The 19,595-nt window shown below is 49.1% G+C and carries 34 protein-coding genes; 33 read left to right on the top strand and 1 reads right to left on the bottom strand.

From position 1 onward, the window contains the following. Positions 1-29 precede the first annotated feature (29 nt). On the top strand, positions 30-1,223 hold the full coding sequence (locus MCG46_RS17780; RefSeq protein WP_240281157.1) for an MFS transporter: 1,194 nt from the start codon (positions 30-32) through the stop codon (positions 1,221-1,223). Between the two features lie 178 nt (positions 1,224-1,401). On the opposite strand, the gene MCG46_RS17775 is transcribed toward MCG46_RS17780, so the two are convergent. Further along, positions 1,402-2,106 carry an alpha/beta hydrolase gene (locus tag MCG46_RS17775; RefSeq protein WP_240281156.1) on the bottom strand — a complete coding sequence of 235 codons (705 nt, stop codon included), beginning with the start codon at positions 2,104-2,106 and terminating at the stop codon, positions 1,402-1,404. A 493-nt stretch (positions 2,107-2,599) separates the two neighbouring features. Between MCG46_RS17775 and rpsJ the strand changes: the two genes are divergently transcribed. From rpsJ to MCG46_RS17615, 32 genes are all read left to right on the top strand, one after another. Next, positions 2,600-2,911, top strand: a complete 312-nt coding sequence (rpsJ, locus tag MCG46_RS17770; RefSeq protein WP_020226047.1) for a 30S ribosomal protein S10 — start codon at positions 2,600-2,602, stop codon at positions 2,909-2,911. A gap of 19 nt (positions 2,912-2,930) precedes the next feature. Continuing rightward, the gene (gene rplC, locus MCG46_RS17765; RefSeq protein WP_240281155.1) at positions 2,931-3,623 is read left to right on the top strand and encodes a 50S ribosomal protein L3; all 693 of its coding nucleotides are present in this window, start codon (positions 2,931-2,933) and stop codon (positions 3,621-3,623) included. Between the two features lie 3 nt (positions 3,624-3,626). After that, the gene (gene rplD / locus MCG46_RS17760) at positions 3,627-4,256 is read left to right on the top strand and encodes a 50S ribosomal protein L4 (protein WP_020226049.1); all 630 of its coding nucleotides are present in this window, start codon (positions 3,627-3,629) and stop codon (positions 4,254-4,256) included. Next, positions 4,256-4,543 carry a 50S ribosomal protein L23 gene (gene rplW / locus MCG46_RS17755; protein ID WP_020226050.1) on the top strand — a complete coding sequence of 96 codons (288 nt, stop codon included), beginning with the start codon at positions 4,256-4,258 and terminating at the stop codon, positions 4,541-4,543. Before rplD ends, rplW begins: the two co-directional genes overlap by 1 nt. Before the next feature lie 63 nt (positions 4,544-4,606). Next, on the top strand, positions 4,607-5,440 hold the full coding sequence (gene rplB / locus MCG46_RS17750) for a 50S ribosomal protein L2 (RefSeq protein ID WP_020226051.1): 834 nt from the start codon (positions 4,607-4,609) through the stop codon (positions 5,438-5,440). A 20-nt stretch (positions 5,441-5,460) separates the two neighbouring features. After that, positions 5,461-5,730, top strand: a complete 270-nt coding sequence (gene rpsS / locus MCG46_RS17745; RefSeq protein WP_006058569.1) for a 30S ribosomal protein S19 — start codon at positions 5,461-5,463, stop codon at positions 5,728-5,730. A gap of 11 nt (positions 5,731-5,741) precedes the next feature. Further along, the gene (gene rplV / locus MCG46_RS17740) at positions 5,742-6,074 is read left to right on the top strand and encodes a 50S ribosomal protein L22 (RefSeq protein WP_020226052.1); all 333 of its coding nucleotides are present in this window, start codon (positions 5,742-5,744) and stop codon (positions 6,072-6,074) included. A gap of 11 nt (positions 6,075-6,085) precedes the next feature. Then, on the top strand, positions 6,086-6,889 hold the full coding sequence (rpsC, locus tag MCG46_RS17735; RefSeq protein WP_240281154.1) for a 30S ribosomal protein S3: 804 nt from the start codon (positions 6,086-6,088) through the stop codon (positions 6,887-6,889). 2 nt (positions 6,890-6,891) lie between these two features. Then, a complete protein-coding gene (rplP, locus tag MCG46_RS17730; RefSeq protein ID WP_020226054.1) occupies positions 6,892-7,308 on the top strand; it encodes a 50S ribosomal protein L16 in 417 nt (138 codons plus the stop codon). 3 nt (positions 7,309-7,311) lie between these two features. Next, positions 7,312-7,512 carry a 50S ribosomal protein L29 gene (rpmC, locus tag MCG46_RS17725; protein WP_006058573.1) on the top strand — a complete coding sequence of 67 codons (201 nt, stop codon included), beginning with the start codon at positions 7,312-7,314 and terminating at the stop codon, positions 7,510-7,512. Between the two features lie 15 nt (positions 7,513-7,527). Beyond that, positions 7,528-7,788, top strand: a complete 261-nt coding sequence (gene rpsQ, locus MCG46_RS17720; protein ID WP_020226055.1) for a 30S ribosomal protein S17 — start codon at positions 7,528-7,530, stop codon at positions 7,786-7,788. Positions 7,789-7,809: 21 nt separating this feature from the next. After that, entirely contained in the window at positions 7,810-8,178 is a 369-nt protein-coding gene (gene rplN / locus MCG46_RS17715; RefSeq protein ID WP_020226056.1) for a 50S ribosomal protein L14, read from the top strand. A gap of 13 nt (positions 8,179-8,191) precedes the next feature. After that, complete coding sequence (gene rplX, locus MCG46_RS17710; RefSeq protein ID WP_020226057.1) at positions 8,192-8,512, top strand: 50S ribosomal protein L24; 321 nt, start codon at positions 8,192-8,194, stop codon at positions 8,510-8,512. Further along, positions 8,512-9,051, top strand: a complete 540-nt coding sequence (rplE, locus tag MCG46_RS17705) for a 50S ribosomal protein L5 (protein ID WP_006058577.1) — start codon at positions 8,512-8,514, stop codon at positions 9,049-9,051. Before rplX ends, rplE begins: the two co-directional genes overlap by 1 nt. 14 nt (positions 9,052-9,065) lie before the next feature. Beyond that, entirely contained in the window at positions 9,066-9,251 is a 186-nt protein-coding gene (locus tag MCG46_RS17700; RefSeq protein ID WP_006058578.1) for a type Z 30S ribosomal protein S14, read from the top strand. Between the two features lie 26 nt (positions 9,252-9,277). Then, positions 9,278-9,679, top strand: coding sequence for a 30S ribosomal protein S8 (gene rpsH, locus MCG46_RS17695; RefSeq protein WP_040452374.1), 402 nt, complete (start codon positions 9,278-9,280; stop codon positions 9,677-9,679). 27 nt (positions 9,680-9,706) lie between these two features. After that, the gene (gene rplF / locus MCG46_RS17690) at positions 9,707-10,252 is read left to right on the top strand and encodes a 50S ribosomal protein L6 (protein WP_020226059.1); all 546 of its coding nucleotides are present in this window, start codon (positions 9,707-9,709) and stop codon (positions 10,250-10,252) included. A gap of 21 nt (positions 10,253-10,273) precedes the next feature. Next, a complete protein-coding gene (rplR, locus tag MCG46_RS17685; RefSeq protein WP_020226060.1) occupies positions 10,274-10,630 on the top strand; it encodes a 50S ribosomal protein L18 in 357 nt (118 codons plus the stop codon). A 13-nt stretch (positions 10,631-10,643) separates the two neighbouring features. Next, positions 10,644-11,156, top strand: a complete 513-nt coding sequence (gene rpsE, locus MCG46_RS17680) for a 30S ribosomal protein S5 (protein ID WP_006058582.1) — start codon at positions 10,644-10,646, stop codon at positions 11,154-11,156. Between the two features lie 21 nt (positions 11,157-11,177). Further along, positions 11,178-11,618, top strand: a complete 441-nt coding sequence (gene rplO, locus MCG46_RS17675) for a 50S ribosomal protein L15 (protein ID WP_020226061.1) — start codon at positions 11,178-11,180, stop codon at positions 11,616-11,618. Position 11,619: 1 nt separating this feature from the next. Next, positions 11,620-12,909, top strand: a complete 1,290-nt coding sequence (gene secY, locus MCG46_RS17670) for a preprotein translocase subunit SecY (RefSeq protein ID WP_240281153.1) — start codon at positions 11,620-11,622, stop codon at positions 12,907-12,909. 13 nt (positions 12,910-12,922) lie between these two features. Further along, entirely contained in the window at positions 12,923-13,573 is a 651-nt protein-coding gene (locus MCG46_RS17665) for an adenylate kinase (RefSeq protein WP_020226063.1), read from the top strand. After that, the gene (map, locus tag MCG46_RS17660) at positions 13,570-14,361 is read left to right on the top strand and encodes a type I methionyl aminopeptidase (protein ID WP_020226064.1); all 792 of its coding nucleotides are present in this window, start codon (positions 13,570-13,572) and stop codon (positions 14,359-14,361) included. The genes MCG46_RS17665 and map overlap by 4 nt, the downstream gene beginning before the upstream one ends. Further along, positions 14,339-14,557: a translation initiation factor IF-1 gene (gene infA, locus MCG46_RS17655; RefSeq protein WP_006058587.1), complete on the top strand. Its 219-nt coding sequence runs from the start codon at positions 14,339-14,341 to the stop codon at positions 14,555-14,557. Before map ends, infA begins: the two co-directional genes overlap by 23 nt. Before the next feature lie 19 nt (positions 14,558-14,576). Beyond that, positions 14,577-14,693 carry a 50S ribosomal protein L36 gene (rpmJ, locus tag MCG46_RS17650; protein WP_008979808.1) on the top strand — a complete coding sequence of 39 codons (117 nt, stop codon included), beginning with the start codon at positions 14,577-14,579 and terminating at the stop codon, positions 14,691-14,693. A 16-nt stretch (positions 14,694-14,709) separates the two neighbouring features. Then, positions 14,710-15,075, top strand: a complete 366-nt coding sequence (gene rpsM, locus MCG46_RS17645; protein ID WP_020226065.1) for a 30S ribosomal protein S13 — start codon at positions 14,710-14,712, stop codon at positions 15,073-15,075. 18 nt (positions 15,076-15,093) lie between these two features. Further along, positions 15,094-15,486: a 30S ribosomal protein S11 gene (gene rpsK, locus MCG46_RS17640; RefSeq protein ID WP_006058589.1), complete on the top strand. Its 393-nt coding sequence runs from the start codon at positions 15,094-15,096 to the stop codon at positions 15,484-15,486. Between the two features lie 26 nt (positions 15,487-15,512). After that, positions 15,513-16,472 (top strand): DNA-directed RNA polymerase subunit alpha, encoded by a 960-nt coding sequence (locus MCG46_RS17635; RefSeq protein ID WP_020226066.1) that lies wholly within the window; start codon positions 15,513-15,515, stop codon positions 16,470-16,472. Between the two features lie 24 nt (positions 16,473-16,496). Further along, a complete protein-coding gene (rplQ, locus tag MCG46_RS17630; protein ID WP_006058591.1) occupies positions 16,497-16,859 on the top strand; it encodes a 50S ribosomal protein L17 in 363 nt (120 codons plus the stop codon). A gap of 291 nt (positions 16,860-17,150) precedes the next feature. Further along, positions 17,151-17,789 carry a TetR/AcrR family transcriptional regulator gene (locus MCG46_RS17625; RefSeq protein ID WP_240281152.1) on the top strand — a complete coding sequence of 213 codons (639 nt, stop codon included), beginning with the start codon at positions 17,151-17,153 and terminating at the stop codon, positions 17,787-17,789. Then, on the top strand, positions 17,767-18,657 hold the full coding sequence (locus MCG46_RS17620; protein WP_154240304.1) for an ABC transporter ATP-binding protein: 891 nt from the start codon (positions 17,767-17,769) through the stop codon (positions 18,655-18,657). Before MCG46_RS17625 ends, MCG46_RS17620 begins: the two co-directional genes overlap by 23 nt. Next, on the top strand, positions 18,654-19,451 hold the full coding sequence (locus MCG46_RS17615; RefSeq protein ID WP_240281151.1) for an ABC transporter permease subunit: 798 nt from the start codon (positions 18,654-18,656) through the stop codon (positions 19,449-19,451). Before MCG46_RS17620 ends, MCG46_RS17615 begins: the two co-directional genes overlap by 4 nt. The last annotated feature ends 144 nt before the right edge of the window (positions 19,452-19,595 follow it).

Here is a 19,595-nt window from a genome sequence, read left to right as displayed (position 1 = left end):
TATAGAGAAGTCGTGAGGGGGATGCAAGGATGACAAAAAAGAAATCGGTTTTCAGGATGATGGTGATCACGGTGCTGTTGGGGATAGGAATGAATTTCCATCATCCGGTGACGCCGACATTGTATACGGCAATGGAACTTCCATCGCGGATTTTCGGAACATCCATGGCGGTCATGTGCTTCTTTTCATTTTTAACTTCAGTCTTTTGGGGTGAATTCAGCAATCATATCGGCCGGGTCAAAGTGTTTACGATTTCCTGCGTGTGTTATGGCCTGGCGCAGCTGAGCCTGGGCTTTTCTGCGAGTGAGCTGGCCGTGCTGATTTCGCGCGGGGCGGCCGGGGCCTTTTCCGGCGGGGCGATCGTTGCGACAATGGCGTATGTGATCGACGTCAGCGAACCTTCCAAACAGGCCTCCAACCTGGCGGTCTACACCGCGATGCAGTCTGTGTCGCTGGCTGTGGGTTATCTGTTGGGCGGTGTGTTGGGAACAATTCATTTTCAGTTAGCGTTTAATGTTCAGGCGACCTGGATGATTCTGTTGGGGCTGGGAACGGTGTTCTTTGTGGAAGATTCCATTGTGGACCCGCAGACCGTCAAGCCCCGTGAACTACTGAAAACGGTGAATCCGTTCAATTCCTTCGCCAGTGCCCGCAGTCTGATGAGCACGGTCATGATTCTGTTTTTGATCGTTGTGTTTCTGACCGGCTTCGCTACCAATTGTCATGAAAATGCCTTCAACTATTTCTTAAAGGCCGAGCTGGATTTTAAGCCAATTTATAATGGTTTGATCAAAGCGGTCATTGGCGTCATCGGACTGATCGCCAATTTCTCAATCAACCTGTGGATTATCCGCCGTACCGATGCTAAGAAGTCGCTGATCGTAGTTCTGGCATTGTGCGCGCTGACGGCAGCCGGAGCGCTGATTCCGGGGAATCTGACGCTGTTTATCGCCATGAACCTGGCGTTCTTCACGGCCAATGCGGTATATCAGCCGATTACGCAGGCTTTGTCGGTGGAAGGGCGAAAGAATAATGAAGTTGGGATCATCACCGGTTTATTCAATGCGATTAAATCGATGGGCAATGTTCTCGGCTCGCTGGCTGCGGGAATTGTTTATGATCTGAATATGTTGTTTCCGTTTATGCTGAGTGCGGGTGCCTTCGCGCTTTCAGCCGCTGCAGCATGGGCTTACTGGCGCAGTGCCAAACGGCCGCAGCTCTAAAGACAAGGCTAAAGAGAGGCTTGAAAAGAAAGACCGAAACGAAGGGATCCGGCAGAAGCCAAGTCCAGTTTCCTCGCGGTCTTTCTTTATTTATGATCAGGATGAAAAGTCGGGTGAAACAATGTTCAATTCGTTTAAGGGCAGGAAAGTGCCAAGAACTGGGAATAGAGGGGCCTGCTTAAAAATGGATCTGACCGTCAATAAACGCCGCGATCGTATGGAGTGCTATGGAGGCATAGGCCGGATCATCCAGAATTGCATGGCCTACCCCTTCCAGCAGAATTAAGCCTTTCTGCGCGGCCGGGATCTTCTTATAAATCTTACGGCTGGAAGAAACGGCAATCGTTTCATCTTCCGTGCCATGCAGGATCATGACCGGGCATTCCACCAAGACGGCATCCTGTTTCAACAGATCGACAACATTCATAAAGACAGAAGTGAAATCAGAGGGCAGCGGCGGATAGTCATCGGGCTGTTCTTTTTTATTGGGACTGCTGAACCAGCCGGTGATTAAATCCGCAGCGTTGCCGACATTGATATAATTGAAGGCCGGCGCCAGCAGGATCAGCTTCTTCACCGGTTTGACAGCCGCCAGATGCGCGGCGATGACGCCGCCCATGGAAAATCCGATCAAAATGACGTCGGCGTTCTGCGCTGTCAGCTCGTCAACCACTTCCTCGGCCCGCTGAATCCATTTCTGCGGATCGACGTCCTGGGGGTTGCGCGGATTAAACAGCTCCGGCAGGATCAGCTCGATCTTCTTTTCCGCAAGAAAATTTTTAAGCGGCAGAAACTCATCGGTCCGGCGCCGGCCAAATCCATGCAGCGCGACAACGACGGTGCGGCGCGGGTTCTGCTTTTTTGATTTCAGAAATTCAAACATACCGGTATCCTCCTGGAAAGTATCCTTATTATAATATAAATTTTGGCTTGTGGGGAATGGAATCCGATCCTGACCGGAATGAAATGTCGAATTTCCTCTTAATGTAAGCGCTGACATATAAGAAATGTCGCAAAAATGAGCAAAAAACAGTGAAATATAGAAGGAATAAAGTAAGAAATAAAGTCCGCGGACGGAACAGGACAGGACTTTGGCACGCTGATCTTCGTTGCTATGAAAACAAGGAAATCTATGATTTTCAAAAGTGGAAAAGAGCTTGATCTGAAGCCGTTTTTCTAACTTTTTAACTTTTTTGAAAAAAGTGTTGCATTGCCTGTTTTTGAGTGCTATAATAGCGAAGCATTCGCATGGACGTGGGAGGTTGCCGGCACGCTGATCGGCGTTGTCACGATAGCGCCAGCTAAGCGTGAAGACCGGGGAATTCACACCGAGCGAATCTGCCGTAAAGGCGGATGAAATGAAGGAGGAAGATTTCATGGCAAAAAACAGCGTAAGAATTCGTTTAAAAGCTTACGAACACAGAATCCTGGATACAGCCAGCGAAAAGATCGTTAAGGCTGCTCAGGAACACGGCGCAAAGAAAGTCGTCGGACCTGTACCCCTGCCGACTGAGAAGCAGGTGGTAACCATTTTGAGAGCTGTCCACAAGTACAAAGATTCCCGTGAACAGTTTGAAATCAGAACACATAAGCGTTTGATCGAGATCGTCGGACCGACTGCAGAAACCATTGACGCATTGAGCCGTCTGGAACTGCCGAGCGGCGTCGACATCGAGATCAAGCTGTAAGGACAGTGGAGGTGACATCATGAAAGGTATTTTAGGACGTAAACTTGGCATGACGCAGGTATTCACTACGGATGGCGTATTGATCCCTGTCACAGTCGTTGAAGCACTGCCGAACGTAGTGCTGCAGAAGAAAACCCTGGAAAACGATGGCTACGAAGCTGTTCAGCTGGGATTTGAAGATCTGAGCGAAAAGGGTTCCAACAAAGCTGAAAAGGGTCATGCTGCCAAGGCATCGACTGCAGCGAAGCGGTTTGTCCGCGAAATCCGCGGAGCGGAAATGATGAATCTGGAAGTCGGCAACGAAGTCAAGGTTGATCTGTTCGCAGCGGGTGAGATCGTCGATGTAACCGGCACCAGCAAGGGCCGCGGCTACAACGGTACGATCGTCAGAAACAACGCGACAATGGGTCCGAAGACACACGGCGGATCGAAAAATATGCGGCATATCGGTTCTCTGGCAACAACCGGACGAAACAACGGCCGGATTGAAAAAGGAACAGCCGGAGCGGGTCAGGAAGGTGGCTACACCACAACGACTCAGAATCTGGAAATCATCAAGGTTGATGTTGAAAACAACTACATGCTGGTCAAGGGCAACGTTCCGGGACCGAAGCGCGGACTGGTTGTTGTTAAGTCATCCGTCAAAGGAACAGCTGCTGTTTCGGCCAAAGATCTGATCAGCTATTCCGAAGAAACAAAAGAGGAGGAATAACAGATGCCAAAGTTAAATGTATATAACCTGGAAGCTAAAGAGATTCGTGAAATCGAACTGGCTGAGGCTGTATTCGGCATTGAACCTAATCAGCAGGTCATGTTTGACGCGCTCATCATGCAGCGCGCGAATATGCGTCAGGGTACGCATGACACCAAGAGCCGTCACGAAGTCAGCGGCGGCGGCAAGAAGCCTTGGCGTCAGAAGGGCACAGGCCGTGCCCGTCAGGGTTCCATCCGTGCTCCGCAGTGGAGAGGCGGCGGCATCGCTTTCGGTCCTACACCGCGCAGCTATGCTTACCGTCTGAACCGTAAGGTTCGCCGGCTGGCTCTGAGATCGCTGCTTTCTGAAAAGGTCATTGAAAACAACTTGGTTGTTGTCGATGCGCTGAAGTTTGACGCGATCAAAACAAAGGAATTTGTCAAAGTGATGGACGCATTCAAGTTTGAAGGCAAGACGCTGTTTGTAGCGGATATCGCCGAGGACTTCGACAATGCCTTCATGTCGCTGCGCAATATTCCAAACGCTGCCTTATTGACAGTTGAAGAACTGAACGCCTTCGACATTGCCAACGCTGCGAAGCTGGTCATGACGGAAGCGGCTGCCAACAAAGCTGGGGAGGTATTCGCATAATGAGTAACGCTAGAGATATCATTATCCGCCCGATCATCACAGAAAAGACGATGAAGCTGATGGACACCGACAACAAGATCACGTTTGAGGTTGCTAAAGGCACAAATAAGACACAGGTTCGTCTGGCTGTTGAAGAAATCTTCGGTGTTAAGGTTGAACAGGTCAACATCCTGAACTGCAAGCCGAAGACAAAGAGAATGGGCAAATACGTCGGCAAGACGAGCGCTGTCCGCAAAGCAGTTGTCAAACTGCCGGAAGGACAGGATATCAACTTATTCTCTGAATAAGCTGAAAAACATATCGGAAGAACACGCTATTTCCGGAAAAATGCGTAAGGAGGACTAAATCCAATGGCGATTAAGAAATATAAACCGACGACTCCAGGCCGTCGTGGTATGTCAAGCCTGAGCTTTGAAGAAATCACATCGACTTCTCCAGAACGCTCACTGCTTGAACCGCTGTCCAAAAAGGGCGGCCGCAACAACACCGGTCGGATCACAACCCGTCATCAGGGCGGCGGACACAAACGTCAGTATCGTGTCATCGACTTCAAGCGGAATAAAGACAACATTCCGGCTAAGGTCGCAACGATCGAGTACGATCCGAACCGTTCCGCCAACATCGCGCTGCTGAACTATGCAGACGGCGAAAAGCGTTACATCCTGGCTCCGAAGGGGCTGCAGGTTGGACAGACCATCGTTTCCGGCGAAGCCGTCGATATCAAAGTCGGCAACGCTATGGAACTGCGCAACATCCCTGAAGGTACTTTCGTTCACAACGTTGAACTGAAGCCGGGCAAGGGCGGCCAGCTGGCTCGCTCCGCGGGTGTTTCCGCACAGATTCTGGGCTCTGAAGGCCGCTACACAATCCTGCGTTTGGCTTCCGGCGAAGTCCGCAAGGTTCTGAGCAACTGCCGCGCAACCATCGGCACAGTCGGCAATGAAGATCACAGCCTGGTCAACTTAGGTAAGGCTGGACGTTCCCGCTGGCTGGGCATTCGTCCGACAGTCCGCGGTTCTGTTATGAACCCGAATGATCACCCGCATGGCGGTGGTGAAGGCAGAACTCCGGTTGGCCGTAAATCACCAATGACTCCATGGGGCAAGAAAGCTATGGGCGTCAAGACCCGCAAAGCCAAAAAGGCGTCTACTAAATTGATCACTCGCCGCCGCAACGGTAAGTAAACGAAAGGAAGGAAGCTAAAATGAGTCGTAGTTTGAAAAAAGGACCGTTCTGTGATGACCATTTAATGAAAAAAGTGGAAAAGCTGAACGCGTCAGGCAAGAAAGAAGTCATCAAAACATGGTCTCGCCGTTCCACTATTTTCCCGCAGTTCGTTGAACATACGTTCGCGGTTTACAACGGTAAGGAACATGTCCCTGTCTATGTCACAGAAGATATGGTCGGCCATAAACTTGGCGAATTCGTCCCAACCCGCAAATTTGGCGGTCATGGTGACGACAAGAAAGCGTAGGAGGTGCCACAATGGAAGTCAAAGCAACAGCGAAAACTGTCCGCATCGCCCCTCGCAAAGTCAGACTTGTTCTGGATTTAGTCAGAGGCAAAGATGCAAAAGAAGCAGAAGCAATCCTGAAGTTCACACCAAACCACGCTGCCGATGCAGTTGGAAAAGTGCTGAAATCAGCCGTTGCCAATGCGGTCAACAATCATCAGCTGGATGAATCGAAATTGTATGTCAAAGCGTGCTATGCCGATGAGGGAATCACGATGAAGCGATTCATGCCTCGGGCAAAGGGCAACGCCGCTCAGATTTTAAAGCGCACCAGCCACATTACTGTTGTGGTTGAAGAACGGTAGGAGGTACTCTCATGGGTCAGAAAGTTAGTCCAATTGGAATGCGTGTCGGCGTCATCCGCGACTGGGAATCCAGATGGTATGCTGAAAAAGATTACGGCACCCTGTTGATGGAAGACGTTAAAATCCGTGAATTCCTGTTTAAGGAACTGCATGCGGCTTACGTTTCCAGAATCGAAATCGAACGCTCTAAGAACCGTGTTGAGATCATCATCCGTGCCGCGCGCCCGGGCGTGATCATCGGCAGCAACGGTGAGAGCATTGAAATCTTAAAGAAGAAGCTGCAGAAAATGTGCAACGGCAAGCAGATCCACATCAAAGTGGTTGAAGTTGCCAATCCGGATCTGGATGCACATCTGGTTGCCCGCGCTATCGCTGAGCAGCTGGAACAGCGTGCTTCGTTCAGAACTTGCCAGAAGCGTCAGATTCAGAAGACGATGCGGGCAGGCGCTAAGGGTATCCGTACCCTGGTTTCCGGCCGTTTAGGCGGCGCGGATATCGCGCGCAGCGAAGGTTATTCTGAGGGCGTTGTTCCTCTGCATACCCTGCGTTCGGACATCGACTTTGCGATTGTTGAAGCGATGACCACTTACGGCAAACTGGGCGTTAAAGTCTGGATCTGCCGCGGTGAGGTTCTGCCGGGCCAGATGGTTCAGGAACCAGAAGCACCAAAAATGCCTCAGGGCCGCGATCGCCGGCGTGGCGGACGGAATGACCGCCGCGGCAACCGCAACAATAACAACAACCGCAATGCCGAAGCCAGAGATGCTAAAGCAGCTGCACCTAAGGCTGAAGGAACCGTTGAAGGAGGTAATTAATCATGTTAATGCCTAATAGAACAAAATACAGAAGACCTCATCGTCAGAGTTATGAAGGTCGCTCTAAGGCCGGACGTGAAATCGTATTCGGTGAGTATGGATTAATTGCTTACTCCGGCGCATACGTCAGCAACCGTCAGATTGAAGCGGCACGTATCGCCATGACTCGTTACATGAAGCGTGGCGGCCAGGTTTGGATCAAAATCTTCCCGCATCTGGCAATTACGAAGAAACCGCTGGAAGTCCGAATGGGTTCCGGTAAAGGCGCACCTGAAGGATGGGTAGCCGTAGTTCAGCCAGGCCGTGTCCTGTTTGAAGTCGGCGGCGTCGATGAAGAAACCGCGCGTGAAGCTCTGCGCTTGGCAGCTCATAAGCTGCCGGTCAAGTGCAAGTTTGTGCGCCGAGGCGAGGAGGAATAGGAAATGAACGTTAAGGAAATTCGTGATAAGAGCAATACTGAATTACTTCAGGAAATTGAATCTTTAAAAGAAGAGCTGTTCAACCTGCGTTTCCAGCAAGCTACCGGCCAGCTGGAGAATCCTTCCCGCATGAAGGAAATTCGCAAGACGATCGCTCGCATCAAGACTGTCATCACTGAGCGCGAACTCAGTGAGGCGAAATAAGGAGGATAACTGGTCATGGAAAGATCAAACCGTAAAGTATTACGCGGAAAAGTCGTTTCTGATAAGATGGACAAGACCATTACGGTTGAGGTAGCAACCAGCAAGAGTCATCCGCTTTATTCGAAGCGTATTAAATATTCAAAGAAATTCAAAGCACATGATGAAAACAATGAGGCGAAGATCGGTGATATCGTAGAGATCATGGAAACCCGCCCGTTATCCGCAACCAAGCGTTTCCGCCTGGTTAAGATCGTCGAAAAGGCTGTAATTCTTTAATAGCACAAGGAGGAACTGACAATGATTACGAATGAAAGTAGATTAAATGTCGCGGACAACACCGGTGCTAAGGAATTATTAGTCATCCGTTGCCTGGGCGGCAGCAAGCGCAAAAGAGCGAACATCGGCGATATCATCGTCTGCTCGGTCAAGACAGCAGCTCCTGGCGGAACTGTAAAGAAGGGCGACGTCGTTAAGGCGGTCATCGTCCGGACACGTTACGGCATCCGTCGTGAAAACGGCAGCTACATCAAGTTTGATGACAATGCAGCGGTTATCATTAAGGACGACAACACACCAAGAGGAACCCGTATTTTCGGACCTGTTGCAAGAGAACTGCGTGACAAAGACTTCATGAAGATTGTTTCTTTGGCACCAGAAGTTTTATAGGAGGTGGCTTGAGATGAAAATTAAAAAAGGCGATAAAGTAAAAGTCATCACTGGACATTACAAGGGAACGATCGGCGAAGTTCTGGCCGTTATGCCGAAAGAGAACAAAGTCATCGTTGAGGGTGTCAATCTGATGAAGAAGCACCTGAAGCCGACTCAGGCTAACCCGGACGGAGGGATCATCGAAAAGGAAGCTCCGATTCATGTATCCAATGTCATGGCGTATGATTCCAAAGCCAAAACAGCCAGCCGGATCGGCTTTCAGGTCGAAAAGGGCGAAAAGGTTCGCGTATTCAAGAAATCCGGCAACGTCGTCAAGGGAGGTAAGAAATAATGAACCGTCTTGTTGAAAAATACCAGAAGACAGTCATTGAATCTCTGATGAAGCAGTTCAATTACAGCTCTGTCATGCAGTGCCCGAAGATCGAAAAAGTCGTCATCAACATGGGTGTTGGCGATGCGATCGCTAACCCGAAGGCACTGGATGAAGCTGTTGCCGAACTGACTCAGCTGGCAGGCCAGAAGCCGGTCATCACCAAAGCAAAGAAGTCAATTGCGAACTTCAAGCTGCGTGAAGGCATGCCGATTGGCTGCAAGGTCACCCTGCGCGGTGAACACATGTATGAATTCCTGGACAAACTGTTCAACATTTCCCTGCCGCGTGTCCGCGACTTCCGCGGCGTCAGCACAACGGCGTTCGACGGTCGTGGCAACTACACGCTGGGCGTGAAAGAACAGATTATTTTCCCGGAAATCAACTTTGATAAAGTAAGCAAAGTACGCGGTATGGATATCGTTATCGTAACGACAGCCAATACTGATGAAGAAGCAAAGGCATTGCTGGCAGGTATGGGCATGCCGTTTGCGAAATAAGGAGGACAACAACCATGGCAAAGACATCAATGAAAATTAAGCAGCAGCGTCCTCAGAAGTACAAAGTCAGAGAATATACGCGCTGCGAACGTTGTGGACGTCCGCACTCGGTCTTAAGCAAGTACAAAGTCTGCCGCATCTGCTTCCGCGAATTAGCCTATAAGGGTCAGATTCCGGGAGTCAAGAAGGCAAGCTGGTAAGGATACGGAAGGAGGAAAAAGCAATGATGAATATGACTGATCCTATCGCAGATATGCTGACAAGAATCCGTAATGGTATTCAGGCACGTCACGAAGCCGTTGAAATTCCGGCAAGCAAGCAGAAGGTTGAAATTGCGAAGATCCTGAAGAATGAAGGATTTATCCTGAATTATGCAGTCACAGGTGAAACCGCTGCAGAAAAGAAGATTACAGTCACTTTGAAATACGGCCCGAATAACGAAAAAGTTATCAGCGGCATCAAGCGTATCTCGAAGCCGGGCTTACGCGTCTATGCCAAGAGCGGCTCGATCCCTCGTGTCCTGAATGGTTTAGGCATCGCGATCATCTCGACCTCGCAGGGGATGATGACGGATAAAGAAGCAAGAGCGAAGCATACGGGCGGCGAAGTCATCGCCTACGTATGGTAAGCGTGTTAGAGAAAGGAATAGAAAACAATGTCACGTATCGGTAATAAAACGATTACCATTCCAGCCGGTGTTGAAATCACGGTTGCGGCTGGCAATGAGGTGACGGTCAAAGGACCTAAGGGTACTTTAACACGTCAGTTTAACGAAAACATGCAGATCGATGTCAACGGCAATGAAATCAAAGTCGTTCGTCCGAACGATATCAAGCAGATCAAACAGCTGCACGGGACAACCCGCGCGCTGCTGCACAACATGGTCGTCGGCGTTTCTGAGGGCTTCACCCGTGAACTGGAAGTTGTCGGTATCGGCTTCCGTGCCGCTGTCAGCGGCAACAAGCTGACATTGAACGTCGGCTTCTCTCATCCGGTTGAATTCGAGATTGAGGAAGGCCTGAAAGTTGAATGTCCGTCCGCAACGGAAATTAAAGTTTCCGGCATTGACAAGCAGCGCGTCGGCGAATTCGCTGCGGTTGTCCGTGCTACAAAGAAACCTGAACCTTACAAGGGTAAAGGTATTCGCTATAAAGGCGAACATGTCCGTCGTAAAGAAGGCAAGACGGCTGGTAAGAAATAGTGGGAAAGGAGAGAGTGAACAATGCTTAAGAAAGTATCTAAAAATGATGAAAGAATTCGTCGTCACATTCGTGTCCGTACAAAGATCAGCGGAACTCCGGAACGCCCACGCCTGAACGTCTTCCGTTCTAACAGCCATATCCACTGCCAGATCATCGACGATGTCAACGGCACAACGTTGGTGGCTTGCAGCAGCGTGGATCTGAAGCTGGAAAACGGCGGAAACATCGAAGCCGCAAAGACAGTCGGAACCGAACTGGCGAAGCGTGCTTTAGCTAAGAACATTACAGAAGTTGTATTTGACCGTGGAGGTTATGTTTATCACGGACGTGTCCAGGCCCTGGCCGATGCTGCCAGAGAGGCCGGACTGAAATTCTAGGAGGGCTCGCTGAATGGAACGTAAACCAAGAAGAGTTGAACGCGATAAAGAATTTGAAGAACGCGTTGTTGTCATCAACCGAGTAACCAAGGTTGTTAAAGGTGGACGTCGTTTCCGCTTTGCCGCCCTGGTCGTCATTGGTGACAAAAAAGGCCGCGTAGGCTATGGCACAGGAAAGGCTAACGAAGTTCCTGATGCAATTAAGAAGGCCAGTGAAAATGCCAAGAAGAATCTGTTCAGAGTTCCTCTGGTAAACAATGGCTCCACGATCCCACATGCTGTCACAGGCGTTTATGGCGCAGGTGAAGTGTTCCTGAAACCGGCTGCAGAAGGTACCGGCGTTATCGCCGGCGGCGCTGTCCGTGCGGTTCTGGAACTGGCAGGCGTCAGCGACGTTCTGTCCAAGTGCATCGGTTCCCGGACTCCGATCAACATGGTTCATGCCACCGTTGCCGGTCTGAAAGAACTGAAAACGATCGAAAGCGTTAGCAAACTGCGTGAGAAGAAGCCGCAGGAAATTCGCTAAGTTAGACGGGAGGCAGCTTATATGAAATTACATGAACTGAAATACACAGAAGGTGCACGTCGTAACTCGAAGAGAATCGGCCGCGGCCATGGCTCTGGATGGGGCAAAACCGCAGGCAAGGGTTCCAAGGGCCAGAACGCTCGTTCCGGCGGCGGAGTCGCACTGGGCTTTGAAGGCGGTCAGACACCGATCTGGCGTCGTCTGCCGAAGCGTGGATTCACAAACTTTACTCGTAAGGAATTCTCGATTGTCAACATCGAACTGCTGAACCGGTTTGAAGACGGCACTGAGGTGACTCCTGAACTGCTGAAGCAGGCAGGTTTAGTTCGTAAAGAACTGGACGGCGTAAAGATTCTGGGCGTTGGCGAACTGGAAAAGAAGCTGACGGTCAAAGCCAATAAATTCTCCAAATCAGCTGTAGAAGCAATTGAAAAAGCAGGCGGAAAAGTAGAGGTGATCTAACATGATCCAGACCTTTACCAGTCTGTTCAAGAATAAAGAAATCCGGACTAAGATCTTCTTTACTCTGGCCATGCTGTTCATCTACCGTCTGGGTTCCGGCATTCCGGTTCCCGGGGTGGATGCGACAGCGCTGACCGCCGGCATTGCTGACAATTCCATCTTAGGAATGATGAACTTGCTGGGCGGCGGCGCCTTACAACGTCTGTCGGTATTCGCCTTAGGCGTTACACCGTACATCACCGCTTCGATCATCATCCAGCTGATGTCGATGGATGTCATTCCGGCGTTGACGGAAATGGCGAAATCGGGTCAGCAGGGGCGTATGAAAATGGATAAGATCACACGGTATATGGGTGTGGTCTTAGCGTTTATTCAAGCCTTTACGATGGTCTATGCCTTTGACAAGAGCTACGGCATTCTGTCCGGCGCCGGCGTTTCTACTTATTTGTATGTAGCGACGGTTCTGACGGCAGGCACGATGTTCCTGTTATGGGTCGGTGATCAAATCTCGGCGAAGGGGATCGGAAACGGCGTTTCCATCATCATCTTTGCGGGGATCGTTGCCAACATTCCGTTCCAGTTCATTCAGGTCTTCAATACGTTGGTAGACACGACGAACAACACGGCGATGTTCAATGGGATCCTGACATTTATGCTGTATGTGTTAATGTACTTGCTGATCATCGTGCTGGTTGTCTTTATGCAGCTGGCAACCCGAAAGATCCCGGTACAGTACACATCCAGCTCCATGACCAAGGGCCGCAATGATATGACATATCTGCCGCTCAAAATCAACTCTGCCAGCGTCATTCCGGTCATCTTCGCTTCGGCGATTATGACGGCGCCGCTGACGATCATGAGTTTCTTTGAGGCCAACAGTTTCACAACCACTCTGAATAATATCCTGTCGCTGCAGAAGCCGTTAGGCCTTTGCATCTATGCGGTGCTGATTGTTCTGTTTACCTTCTTCTACACTAATTTACAGGTGGATCCGGAGAAGATTGCAGAAAATCTCGGCAAATCCGGAACCTATATTCCGGGTATTCGTCCGGGTACGGAAACAAAGGAATACTTATCCAAGGTTCTCAACCGGATCACAGTTCTGGGCGCGATCTTCTTAGTGTTTATCGCTCTGCTTCCGTATGTCCTGCCGATGGTGACAAATCTGCCTTCCTCCGTTTCGATGGGCGGAACCGGAATTATCATCGTCGTCGGCGTGGCTATGGAAACGATGAGTCAGCTCAAAGGGCAGATGACCCAGAAATCCTACCGCGGTTTTATTCAAAAATAAGAGGTGAGTGAGAATGAACATTCTGATCATGGGACCCGCCGGAAGCGGCAAGGGGACAATGTCGGCAAAGATTCTTGAAAACTTCAAAGTCCCGCATATCTCAACTGGAGATATGTTCCGCGCCAACATCAAAGAAGGCACGGAATTAGGAAAAAAAGCTCAGGAGTACATGAATGCCGGCAAGCTCGTACCGGATGAAATTACGGTCGCAATGGTCGCAGATCGGCTGAAAGAGCCGGACTGTCAAGTCGGTTATCTGTTGGATGGCTATCCAAGAACCCTGATTCAGGCAAAATCTTTTGAAAATTTGTCAAAAGAAATTGCCAAACCAGTGGAAATTGTTATAAACTTAGTAGTGGAGTTTGAAACTCTGGCCGATCGCATCACAGGCCGCCGTATGTGCAAGAACTGCGGCGCGATCTATCATGTCCGCAACCACCCAAGTCAGGTGGAGGGGATTTGTGATGTCTGCGGTTCTCCGCTCATTCAGCGTGCTGATGATACAGAGGAACAACTTCGTGTTCGTCTCAACGAGCATGAAAAGAATACCAAGCCGGTTCTGGATTACTATCGTGAAAAGGGACTGGTCGTCGATATCAATGCCACCCGTTCAATTGATGAGGTGTGGAATGATGTCGCCGCGGCATTGGAGAACGTGAAATGATCTCTGCCAAGTCGCAGCGAGAAATCGCAACGATGAAGCAAGCCGGGAAAATTGTAGCCCTTGCCCGCGCGGCAGTGGCCGCTGCAATCGCACCGGGAGTCACTACTAAACAGCTGGACAGGATCGCTGAGAAAGTGATCCGAGAACAGGGAGCCTCACCGTCCTTTAAAGGGTACGGGGGCTTTCCTGCGTCTATCTGCACTTCGGTCAACTCAGTGCTGGTTCATGGAATTCCAGATCAGACTGTGCTGAAAGACGGAGATCTCATTTCCATTGACATCGGAGCTTGTTATAAAGGCTATCATGGGGACGCCGCGTGGACGTTTTCCGTCGGCCGCGTCAGCGAGGATGCGGTACGCTTGATGGAAGTTACACGTCAATCTCTATTTATAGGTTTAAAACAGGCAAAACCTGGGAATCGTTTAAGTGATATTTCGCACGCCATCGGATCTTTTGTTGAAGCGCACGGATATTCAGTGCCAATCGATTATACAGGTCATGGAATCGGCACGCACCTGCACGAAGAACCTGCGATCCCTAATTTCGGAACGCCGGGCAAAGGCATTCTTTTAAAAGAAGGCATGACGTTCGCGATCGAACCGATGGTTCACGCAGGCAAGCCGCACACACGGGTGTTGGCTGATGACTGGACAGTCGTTACCAAAGACGGCTCTCTGGCAGCACATTACGAACATACGATCGTCATTACGCATGACGGGTATGAAATTCTGACAATCAATCCAGATGAGGAGGAAGATTCAGTTTATGGGCAAACAGGATGTCATTGAAATTGATGGGATAGTAGAAGATACGCTTCCCAATGCAATGTTTAAGGTGAAGCTCGCCAACGGTCACACCATTTTAGCTCACGTTTCTGGTAAAATCCGTATGCATTACATTCGCATTTTACCGGGAGATCGGGTTACCGTTGAAATTTCACCGTATGATTTAACACGTGGGCGTATTACATTTAGACACAAATAGTCTACAGGAGGAAAAACGCATGAAAGTAAGACCATCTGTCAAACCAATATGCGATAAGTGCCGCATCATCAAGCGCAAAGGCCGCGTTATGGTTATTTGTGAAAACCCTAAGCACAAACAGCGTCAAGGAAACTAGGAGGAATTAGAGAGATATGGCTCGTATTGCAGGAATCGATATCCCACGCGACAAGCGCGTAGTGGTATCCTTAACTTATATCTACGGAATCGGCAGCTCCACAGCAAAAACGATCCTGAAGAAATGCGGAATCAGCGAAGATATCCGTGTTAAGGATCTGACTGACGATCAGGTCAACGCAATCCGTCAGGAAGTCGACCAGATCAAAGTTGAAGGCGATCTGCGCCGGGAAACCCAGCTGAACATCAAGCGTTTGATGGAAATCGGCTGCTACCGCGGTGTTCGTCATCGTAAAGGACTGCCTGTCCGCGGACAGCGCACCAAAACTAACGCTCGTACACGCAAAGGACCGCGTCGTACAGTAGCGAATAAGAAGAAATAAGCGGGAGGATAGTAGTCAATGGCAAAAGTGAAACAGACAAGCCGCAAGCGTCGTGTCCGCAAGAATGTCGCTCGGGGCGTTGCACATATTCATTCAACATTTAACAATACAATCGTTACGATTACCGATGAAAGCGGAAATGCCATCGCTTGGTCCAGCGCGGGTGCATTAGGCTTCAAGGGTTCTCGTAAATCTACACCGTTTGCCGCTCAGATGGCAGGCGAAGCTGCCGGCAAGGCTGCTGTCGATCACGGCATGAAGGTTGTCGAAGTCAACGTTAAGGGTCCAGGACCTGGACGTGAAGCGGCTGTTCGTTCTTTACAGACAGCAGGCTTAGAAATCACGGTCATCAACGACGTGACTCCGATTCCGCACAATGGATGCCGTCCACCGAAGCGGCCACGTGGTTAATAACCTAATTGAGGAGGGAAATGGTTATGCAAAAATTTGAACGCGCAAAGTTTGAAGTCAAAGAATATGTTGAATCTGACCATTATGGAAAATTCGTTGTAGAACCTCTTGAAAGAGGCTTCGGCACTACCCTTGGTAATGCTCTCAGACGTGTTTTACTCTCCTCGTTACCGGGAGCTGCGGTGTACTCGATTAAGGTCGAGGGTGTTTACCATGAGTTTACATCCATTCCTGGCGTTGAAGAAGACGTCACGATGATGATTCTGAACATCAAGAATCTGATCATGAAGATTGATGACGATGAATCCTATACCTTACGAATTGCCGCAAAAGGCCCAATGACCGTGACCGCGGGCGATATTATCTGCCCGACGGGTGTGGAAGTATTGAACAAAGATCTGGAAATCGCGCATCTGGAAGAAGGCGCTACGCTGGAAATGGAGCTGAAGGCCCGCAATGGCCGCGGCTACATCAGCGCTGATGGAAACAAAGCCTTATACCAGGGATCTTCTCAGGGTATCGGAACGGTGTATACCGATTCAATTTATACCCCGATCGATCGGATTTCGTATAATGTTGAACCGACGCGTGTCGGTCAGGATGCGAAGTACGACCGCTTGATTTTTGAAATCTGGACCAACGGTTCGATTACGCCGCAGATGTCGCTGGCGCTGGGCTCTAAGATTCTGATCGATCATCTCGATCTTCTGACCCATGTCAACGAGTCCGTTGCGGATATGGAATCCGTGATGAAGGATGTCAACGGGGAATCCCCGAAGAACATGCAGTCCATGGCGATCGAAGATCTGGATCTGTCCGTCCGTTCTTACAACTGTTTGAAACGGGCTGGCATCCAGACCGTCGAAGAGCTGACGCAGCGTTCTGAAGAAGAAATGATGCGAGTCCGGAATCTGGGTAAAAAATCATTAAAAGAAGTCAAAGACAAGATTTACGAATTGGGTCTGAGCTTCAAATCATACGACTAATCGCAAGTAAAGGAGGAACCCCCTATGTGGAATCGTAAATTAGGACGCACTGCTGACCACCGGAAAGCGATGCTTCGCAATATGGCTACCAGTCTGATCCTGAACGGCAAAATTGAAACAACCGAAATGAAGGCGAAAGAACTTCGCTCTGTTGTCGACGAACTGATTACGTTGGCTAAGCGCGGAGATCTGCATGCCCGTCGTCAGGCTGCTGCTTACATCCGCAATGTTGTTGCTGATGAAAAGACAGGCGAAACAGTCCTGAAGAAGCTGTTTGATGAAATCGGTCCGAAATATGCCGACCGCAACGGCGGATACACCCGTGTCTTAAAGACCGGCTTCCGTCGCGGTGACAGCGCTCCGATGGCGATCATCGAGCTGGTTTAATTGTTATGGAAAAGCATGGCTGCGGCTGTGCTTTTTTTGTGCTGTTTCAGCATCCCATTTTGAGAAACAAAGTGTCAGAAGTGCCTCGGGTGCGACATTTAAAATGGAAAAGGATTTCTGTCCCCTTTCTGCTGAAAACACGCCGAATAAGCCCAAAAACAGGGCGAGAGAAGGGAAAAATCAAGTTCATCCGTTTGATTGCAATTTTATGGATTGCGTGGGGTTGTAAACCTGAGTCAATCCACTATAATGAAAACTAAAGACTGACCAGGTCAGTCAGGAGGATTATCGATGAACGAGAAGTTCTATGAACTGCCCGCTGAAAAACAGCAGCGAATCATCAATGCGGGTCTGGAAGTCTTTGGGGCGTATGATTATCCGCAGGCGTCAACGGATGATATAGCGGCGAAAGCCGGGATTTCTAAAGGACTGTTGTTCTATTATTTTAAGAACAAGAAAGAATTTTATCTGTTCCTGTTTGACTATTGCTGCAATTTTTTTCATCAACAAATTTGTACTGAGAACTTCATTCAAATCACAGATTTCTTTGATCTTATGGAATATGCCGCCCGCATCAAATACAGTCTGATTCTGCAGTATCCGCATTTCATGAATTTTGTGATGAAAGCCTATTATTCCCGCCGTGAGGAAGTCAGCGAAGCGATGAAGGAACGAATTGGCTCTACCATTGGAGAGATTTATACTGTGTACTTCAAGAATATTGACTTTTCGCGCTTTAAGGAAGAAGTGGATCCGCAGAAATTGTTAAATATGCTGACATGGATGGCAGAAGGCTATATACAGGATAAGCTGCGGCAGTCTGAAACGTTAAATATCGATGAACTGATGCAGGATTTTCACGACTGGCAGGAAATGTTCCGCAAGATTGCCTATAAGGAGGTAAACGATGAAACCCATTCTCAGAGTTAAAAACATGACCAAGGATTACGGCCATCAGCGAGGTGTATTCGATCTGAGCTTCGGCGTGGAAAGCGGAGAAGTGATGGGTTTTCTCGGACCCAATGGGGCGGGAAAGACAACGACGATCCGCACTTTGATGGGATTCATTCAGCCTGATCATGGACGCGTCAGCATTAAAGGCCGCGACTGTTTCCGCTGTGCTGCTGAAATTCAGCAGGATGTCGGCTATCTGCCAGGAGAAATTGCTTTCATGGACGACATGGATGGCATGGAGTTCATTCGGTTTATCGCTGCGATGAAGAAAATGCCGAGTTTACAGCGAGCCCAGGAGCTGTTGAACTATTTTGAACTGGAACCCAAGGGACGGATCAAGAAAATGTCCAAAGGCATGAAGCAGAAAATCGGTCTGGTCTGTGCGTTGATGAATCAACCTGAGATCCTGATCCTGGATGAGCCAACCAGCGGCCTTGATCCTTTGATGCAGAAAAAGTTTGTAGATCTGATTCAGGAAGAAAAACGCAAAGGAACTACGATTTTGATGTCTTCGCATCTGTTTGAAGAAGTTGAACAAACCTGCGACCGGGTCGTCATCATCAAGGAAGGCCGACAGATCGCGGTGGAAAAAATGGACGAACTCAACAAAAATCATCAGCGTATCCTAATTCTGAAATTTCGTCGGGCTTCCGAGGCCGCAGAGTTTGCCGCACGTGTGCCCAATGCCCAGACCGATGGGAAACACGTTACATTGAAGACTGCCGGCAGCCTGGACGCCATTCTCAAACTGGCAGCCCATTATGAAGTTGAAGATCTGGAAACACATCGTCAAACTTTAGAAGATCTGTTTCTACACTATTACGGGAAGGAGAATCATGCATGAGTCTGCCGCTGCTGCGCCGCGAACTGCGCGCCAATTATAAAATGATTTTACTGTTTACAGCCGTGATCACGCTTTACAGCACAGTGATCATTGCGATGTACGATCCCAAATTAGGGGCAAGTCTGAATATGATGGCAGAAAGCATGCCGGAACTGTTCGCTGCCTTTGGCATGACCAATGCCGGGGCAACGATGCTTGAATTTATCATCAACTATCTGTATGGGTTTATTTTAGTTGTCATCCCCATGTTATGCCTTTTGTTGATTGCCGGCCGTCTAGTTGTTCGGTATGTGGATCAAGGATCTATGGCCTATCTGTTGGCAACACCCAATACCCGCGGTACAATTATCCGGACGCAGATCCTGTTTCTGGTTCTGTGCACGCTCTTTCTGGTGATTTACTCCAGCGGATTGGGGCTCATCGCCAGTGAAATGTTATTTCCTGGGGAATTGGATGTTTCTCACTATCTTCTGGTTAATGTGGGACTGTTGTGTCTGCATCTTTTCTTAGGCGGCATGTGTTTCTTCTTTTCCAGCGTGTTCTCCGAGCAGAAAAAAGCATATGGCTGTGCCGGAGGTTGTTTAGTAGCCTTTTTACTGATTCAGATGCTTTCACAGGTATCGAAACAGCTTGAAGGATTAGAATTGCTGACACCCCTCACTTTATTTCAAGCGAAAGAACTTGCGATGGAAAGCAGCGAGGCTCTGATGATGGCTGGATGCCTGGCTATTCTTGGTGTAATCCTCTATATCGCCGCAGCTCAAATTTTCCGCCGCCGCAATTTATCACTGTAGCAGTCATTGCGGTGGACATCAATGCTTAGCGATAGCAGATCCTCATTTCTTTTTCAGTTTGTTTTATCAACTAACCATAAATTCAGAGTTCTTTCAGTACATAAAATTTGTTAATCCCAGCCTCAACCTTTTTACTGCAAAAAA

This window comes from Holdemania massiliensis (assembly GCF_022440805.1).
In the GTDB taxonomy this organism is placed as follows: Bacteria; Bacillota_I; Bacilli_A; order Erysipelotrichales; family Erysipelotrichaceae; genus Holdemania; species Holdemania massiliensis_A.
This window is presented reverse-complemented; position numbering and strand designations above follow the sequence as displayed.

What these genes read in the sequence shown, in the direction of transcription:
- MCG46_RS17780 (WP_240281157.1), top strand. Translation starts at nt 30, where the DNA reads ATGACAAAAAAGAAATCGGTTTTCAGGATGATGGTGATCACGGTGCTG.
- MCG46_RS17775 (WP_240281156.1), bottom strand. Translation starts at nt 2,106, where the DNA reads ATGTTTGAATTTCTGAAATCAAAAAAGCAGAACCCGCGCCGCACCGTC.
- rpsJ (WP_020226047.1), top strand. Translation starts at nt 2,600, where the DNA reads ATGGCAAAAAACAGCGTAAGAATTCGTTTAAAAGCTTACGAACACAGA.
- rplC (WP_240281155.1), top strand. Translation starts at nt 2,931, where the DNA reads ATGAAAGGTATTTTAGGACGTAAACTTGGCATGACGCAGGTATTCACT.
- rplD (WP_020226049.1), top strand. Translation starts at nt 3,627, where the DNA reads ATGCCAAAGTTAAATGTATATAACCTGGAAGCTAAAGAGATTCGTGAA.
- rplW (WP_020226050.1), top strand. Translation starts at nt 4,256, where the DNA reads ATGAGTAACGCTAGAGATATCATTATCCGCCCGATCATCACAGAAAAG.
- rplB (WP_020226051.1), top strand. Translation starts at nt 4,607, where the DNA reads ATGGCGATTAAGAAATATAAACCGACGACTCCAGGCCGTCGTGGTATG.
- rpsS (WP_006058569.1), top strand. Translation starts at nt 5,461, where the DNA reads ATGAGTCGTAGTTTGAAAAAAGGACCGTTCTGTGATGACCATTTAATG.
- rplV (WP_020226052.1), top strand. Translation starts at nt 5,742, where the DNA reads ATGGAAGTCAAAGCAACAGCGAAAACTGTCCGCATCGCCCCTCGCAAA.
- rpsC (WP_240281154.1), top strand. Translation starts at nt 6,086, where the DNA reads ATGGGTCAGAAAGTTAGTCCAATTGGAATGCGTGTCGGCGTCATCCGC.
- rplP (WP_020226054.1), top strand. Translation starts at nt 6,892, where the DNA reads ATGTTAATGCCTAATAGAACAAAATACAGAAGACCTCATCGTCAGAGT.
- rpmC (WP_006058573.1), top strand. Translation starts at nt 7,312, where the DNA reads ATGAACGTTAAGGAAATTCGTGATAAGAGCAATACTGAATTACTTCAG.
- rpsQ (WP_020226055.1), top strand. Translation starts at nt 7,528, where the DNA reads ATGGAAAGATCAAACCGTAAAGTATTACGCGGAAAAGTCGTTTCTGAT.
- rplN (WP_020226056.1), top strand. Translation starts at nt 7,810, where the DNA reads ATGATTACGAATGAAAGTAGATTAAATGTCGCGGACAACACCGGTGCT.
- rplX (WP_020226057.1), top strand. Translation starts at nt 8,192, where the DNA reads ATGAAAATTAAAAAAGGCGATAAAGTAAAAGTCATCACTGGACATTAC.
- rplE (WP_006058577.1), top strand. Translation starts at nt 8,512, where the DNA reads ATGAACCGTCTTGTTGAAAAATACCAGAAGACAGTCATTGAATCTCTG.
- MCG46_RS17700 (WP_006058578.1), top strand. Translation starts at nt 9,066, where the DNA reads ATGGCAAAGACATCAATGAAAATTAAGCAGCAGCGTCCTCAGAAGTAC.
- rpsH (WP_040452374.1), top strand. Translation starts at nt 9,278, where the DNA reads ATGAATATGACTGATCCTATCGCAGATATGCTGACAAGAATCCGTAAT.
- rplF (WP_020226059.1), top strand. Translation starts at nt 9,707, where the DNA reads ATGTCACGTATCGGTAATAAAACGATTACCATTCCAGCCGGTGTTGAA.
- rplR (WP_020226060.1), top strand. Translation starts at nt 10,274, where the DNA reads ATGCTTAAGAAAGTATCTAAAAATGATGAAAGAATTCGTCGTCACATT.
- rpsE (WP_006058582.1), top strand. Translation starts at nt 10,644, where the DNA reads ATGGAACGTAAACCAAGAAGAGTTGAACGCGATAAAGAATTTGAAGAA.
- rplO (WP_020226061.1), top strand. Translation starts at nt 11,178, where the DNA reads ATGAAATTACATGAACTGAAATACACAGAAGGTGCACGTCGTAACTCG.
- secY (WP_240281153.1), top strand. Translation starts at nt 11,620, where the DNA reads ATGATCCAGACCTTTACCAGTCTGTTCAAGAATAAAGAAATCCGGACT.
- MCG46_RS17665 (WP_020226063.1), top strand. Translation starts at nt 12,923, where the DNA reads ATGAACATTCTGATCATGGGACCCGCCGGAAGCGGCAAGGGGACAATG.
- map (WP_020226064.1), top strand. Translation starts at nt 13,570, where the DNA reads ATGATCTCTGCCAAGTCGCAGCGAGAAATCGCAACGATGAAGCAAGCC.
- infA (WP_006058587.1), top strand. Translation starts at nt 14,339, where the DNA reads ATGGGCAAACAGGATGTCATTGAAATTGATGGGATAGTAGAAGATACG.
- rpmJ (WP_008979808.1), top strand. Translation starts at nt 14,577, where the DNA reads ATGAAAGTAAGACCATCTGTCAAACCAATATGCGATAAGTGCCGCATC.
- rpsM (WP_020226065.1), top strand. Translation starts at nt 14,710, where the DNA reads ATGGCTCGTATTGCAGGAATCGATATCCCACGCGACAAGCGCGTAGTG.
- rpsK (WP_006058589.1), top strand. Translation starts at nt 15,094, where the DNA reads ATGGCAAAAGTGAAACAGACAAGCCGCAAGCGTCGTGTCCGCAAGAAT.
- MCG46_RS17635 (WP_020226066.1), top strand. Translation starts at nt 15,513, where the DNA reads ATGCAAAAATTTGAACGCGCAAAGTTTGAAGTCAAAGAATATGTTGAA.
- rplQ (WP_006058591.1), top strand. Translation starts at nt 16,497, where the DNA reads ATGTGGAATCGTAAATTAGGACGCACTGCTGACCACCGGAAAGCGATG.
- MCG46_RS17625 (WP_240281152.1), top strand. Translation starts at nt 17,151, where the DNA reads ATGAACGAGAAGTTCTATGAACTGCCCGCTGAAAAACAGCAGCGAATC.
- MCG46_RS17620 (WP_154240304.1), top strand. Translation starts at nt 17,767, where the DNA reads ATGAAACCCATTCTCAGAGTTAAAAACATGACCAAGGATTACGGCCAT.
- MCG46_RS17615 (WP_240281151.1), top strand. Translation starts at nt 18,654, where the DNA reads ATGAGTCTGCCGCTGCTGCGCCGCGAACTGCGCGCCAATTATAAAATG.